3 protein-coding genes are annotated in these 3,176 nt (G+C 40.5%); 1 reads left to right on the forward strand and 2 read right to left on the reverse strand.

The genetic code is table 11. The features are described from left to right. The coding region (locus tag K1X56_15100; protein MBX7096046.1) for a hypothetical protein at positions 1-917 on the forward strand (917 nt) is incomplete at its 5' end. A 1-nt stretch (position 918) separates the two neighbouring features. Here the strand turns inward: K1X56_15100 and K1X56_15105 are convergent. Both K1X56_15105 and K1X56_15110 read right to left on the reverse strand, forming a co-directional pair. Beyond that, on the reverse strand, positions 919-2,778 hold the full coding sequence (locus K1X56_15105; GenBank protein ID MBX7096047.1) for a T9SS type A sorting domain-containing protein: 1,860 nt from the start codon (positions 2,776-2,778) through the stop codon (positions 919-921). Positions 2,779-2,787: 9 nt separating this feature from the next. Further along, positions 2,788-3,176, reverse strand: a 389-nt coding sequence (locus K1X56_15110) for a hypothetical protein (protein MBX7096048.1), incomplete at its 5' end; no start/stop codon positions are given.

A 3,176-nucleotide genomic window follows, 5' to 3' on the forward strand; every position in this document is an offset into this window, starting at 1 on the left:
AAGATTCGGTAAAATTTGTTGTGAAAATTAAGGCAGAAAGCGACGATGATGAATTTGTGGAATTGCTTTTTGAAATGGCGGATGTACGATTTGTAGCTACTTCCGGAAACGTGCGCGCCGAATTGTTATGGGGCGAAAATGTTTCGGCCATTAAACGAAGTTCTGTGGATGTTTCCCTGAGTTTGAAAAAGGATAACCGCATCAGTATCGATTATGAAGTGTATGTGCCGCAGGACTGCAATCTGAAAATTGAAAACCGTTTTGGTGATGTAGTGATGAGTGATTTGAAATCGAAATTTTACCTGAAATTATTTCACGGTGATTTAAAAGCGGAATCGATATTCGATGCACGTTCGGTAGAAGTAAAATATGGCCGGGTAGATGTGGAAGAAATTATTAAGGGAAATTTTGATCTTTCCTTTGGGAAAATGAATATTCAGCATGCGCAGGATTTAGCCATCGATTGCTCAGCTTCTGAAATTTCATTAGGTGAAGTAGGAACATTGGTTTTAAAATCGAGTAACGACGATGTGGATATCGATTTAATTTCAAAATTATCCGGTTCGTCCACCCTCTCGGATATTTATGTGCAGCAATTGGGCTCAGCATTAGATTTTAATTTTAAACTCGGCGATATCAGGGTCCGTAAAATTGAAAGTAATTTTACATCCATTCGAATCACCGGTTATAATGCAGATGTGGACCTTGGATTTAAACCAAACAGTAATTTTCAGTTTGATGTGGAACTGGAAAACAGCAAAGGATTTATTTATCCTGAAAACCTGGTTGAAATAAATTCCGACGAAACGCTTTCCAAGAAACGAATGATGGAAGGTCAATACGGAAAATCAAACGGATCTTCTGTCGTTATACAATTGAAAGCCTCGAATGTGAGGTGGAACAGTATTGCCAACTAATTTATTTTTTCACCAGTTTTCTGGTGCCTAAATATTTTCCGGATTGCGAATACACCTGAATAAAATAAATTCCGGCGTTCAATTCAGAAACATTGATTTCGGGTTTTACATTTCCAATCAGATCATTCAGCTGCATTTGGTGAATGGGTTTTCCGGTGACGTCCGTTACCACCAATCGAAATGAATTTTCAATGGGCGATTTGATGCCGATGGTAAACCATCCTTCGTTAGGATTAGGAACAATTTCACCGATTTCAATACTGATTGGATTATTTTCTACGGCAATCGCAGGGAAATCGGTTCTGGTACCATCAAAATCAACCTGACTTAACCGATAATAAGTAAATGGTGAAAAAGGATTTGGATCTGTTACGGAATAATTTCGCGGCGTTAAACTGGTTCCTGCACCGGGTACAGATTGTAAATGAGAAAAGTTAATTCCATCCGACGATTTTTCGATGTTGAAATGATGATTGTTTTCTTCGGTCATGGTCGTCCACTCAACCACATTTTTTTCTCCATTGGAAAAACCGTTAAAACTGATTAATTCAATCGGTAATGGAGTAGAGCAATCCAACGTTGCACCACCGGCCAACATCCAGCTTAATGTGAACGGTGAGGTAGAGGAACTGAAGTTGTCGATTAATAAAACAAACACATCACCTACTGCAGCGGTCACGCCTTCTATCCACCGATCTCCTCCTGAACCTTCCGAATTATCTCCTGCGCCTGAATAGGAACCCGTATTTCCCCCACCCGCCGCATAGGAACAACGAACAGGAGTTGTGGTGGGCGGACAAGAAGCACTGGTTGCCGGTCCCCACAATGCAAAATCATAATCATCGGTTCCATTTGTAGGTGAAATCACAAATTCAAGAGTACCAGCCGTTGCAGCACGGAAAAAATACCACGAGGATTGATGCTCAACAGTTAAACAACCATCAATAGTATTGTTGTTCGGTAATTCTTGCGTTCCTGCACCGGAACTATTTCCGGAAATAGAAGTGTTTCCGCAAACCGTTGGTGCAGATGTACAATTGTTGGAAGATGAACCTAAAGACGGAGGTGTAAAGGGTGTAGTGCAGGAAATGGAAGCTTCCCATCCGGCACGTGTTGTTGATCCATCAGAATCAAACAAGAATGTTAGGCATCCCGTGCTGTTACTTGAAGTGGCAACAATGGTTCCGGGATTGGTGGTGCTATGGTAAGTACCGAGTAAGGTAGAAGAAGTGGTTGGACCATCATACACATACAAAAAATCATACTCGGGCTCGAGATTAAACGATACAAATGAAACCTGAATGGCTTGTCCGGGTGTGGAAGGACAATAAATGGTTCTTGTCAATTCATTATTCGAATAATTACCTCCCGATCCACCACTATCATAAAATGTAGCAGAACACGTGGTGATGGCTGGATTGGTAACGCAAATATTTCCCGAAGCTGTATTGGTTCCGTTCACCCGTGAAATCAGAATATAATAGGTAACACCTACGGTTGTGCTAATTGTGATATTTTCTACTGTAGTTCCTGTTCCGGCATCCGAACAGCCAAGTAAAGTTAAACTACCGCATGAACCGGAATAAACAGCAATACCTACATCTCTATTTGTTGGAGTGGCTGTGATGGTTGAAATCACATCGGTTGCCGTAAAAGAAAACCATCCATCTCTTCCGGCATTATTATTATAACAACCCGGATTGAGAACCTCCACACCAAAGGGATTTCCTACAGAATAAGCAGTCGAAACACAGGAAGATCCAGGCGTCAAACTTACTGCACCTGTACACAAATCACTTTGTGCATGAACATAAGTGAAAGTGCTGAGCGAAACGATAAGGGCAAGTAGTATTTTTTTCATCCTGCACAATTATTTGTAACGAAATGGTTTGTATTCCATTTCATCGATGGATAAAAGTGTGATTTTGCAACCGAGTTTTTCCAGTGTTAACTCATACCTGGAATTGGGAAGCCGGTAATCTTCGAATTTGCTGATGTCGAATTCCTTTAAGGAAATTGGCTCACAATTGGTGCAGGAAAGTGCTTCGAAAATATAGGAGCGGGTATAATAATACTCGATGGTGGTAAACTTTAATGAATTATTGATTTTAAAATCATTTAATTCCTCTGCCGAATAATGCATCAATAATCTGGAATCGTATTTCGATTCGGTCAGGTTGTCCTTTGGACCAACCGTAATTTGGGAATAACAAGGTTGAAAACCTAAAATGAACATCCCCAAAGAGATTAATGGCAAGT

The organism is Flavobacteriales bacterium, from assembly GCA_019694795.1.
Taxonomy (GTDB): domain Bacteria; phylum Bacteroidota; class Bacteroidia; order Flavobacteriales_D; family UBA2798; genus UBA2798.

Excerpts from the sequence above, each read along its gene's own strand:
- K1X56_15105 (MBX7096047.1), bottom strand. The coding sequence starts at position 2,778 with ATGAAAAAAATACTACTTGCCCTTATCGTTTCGCTCAGCACTTTCACT.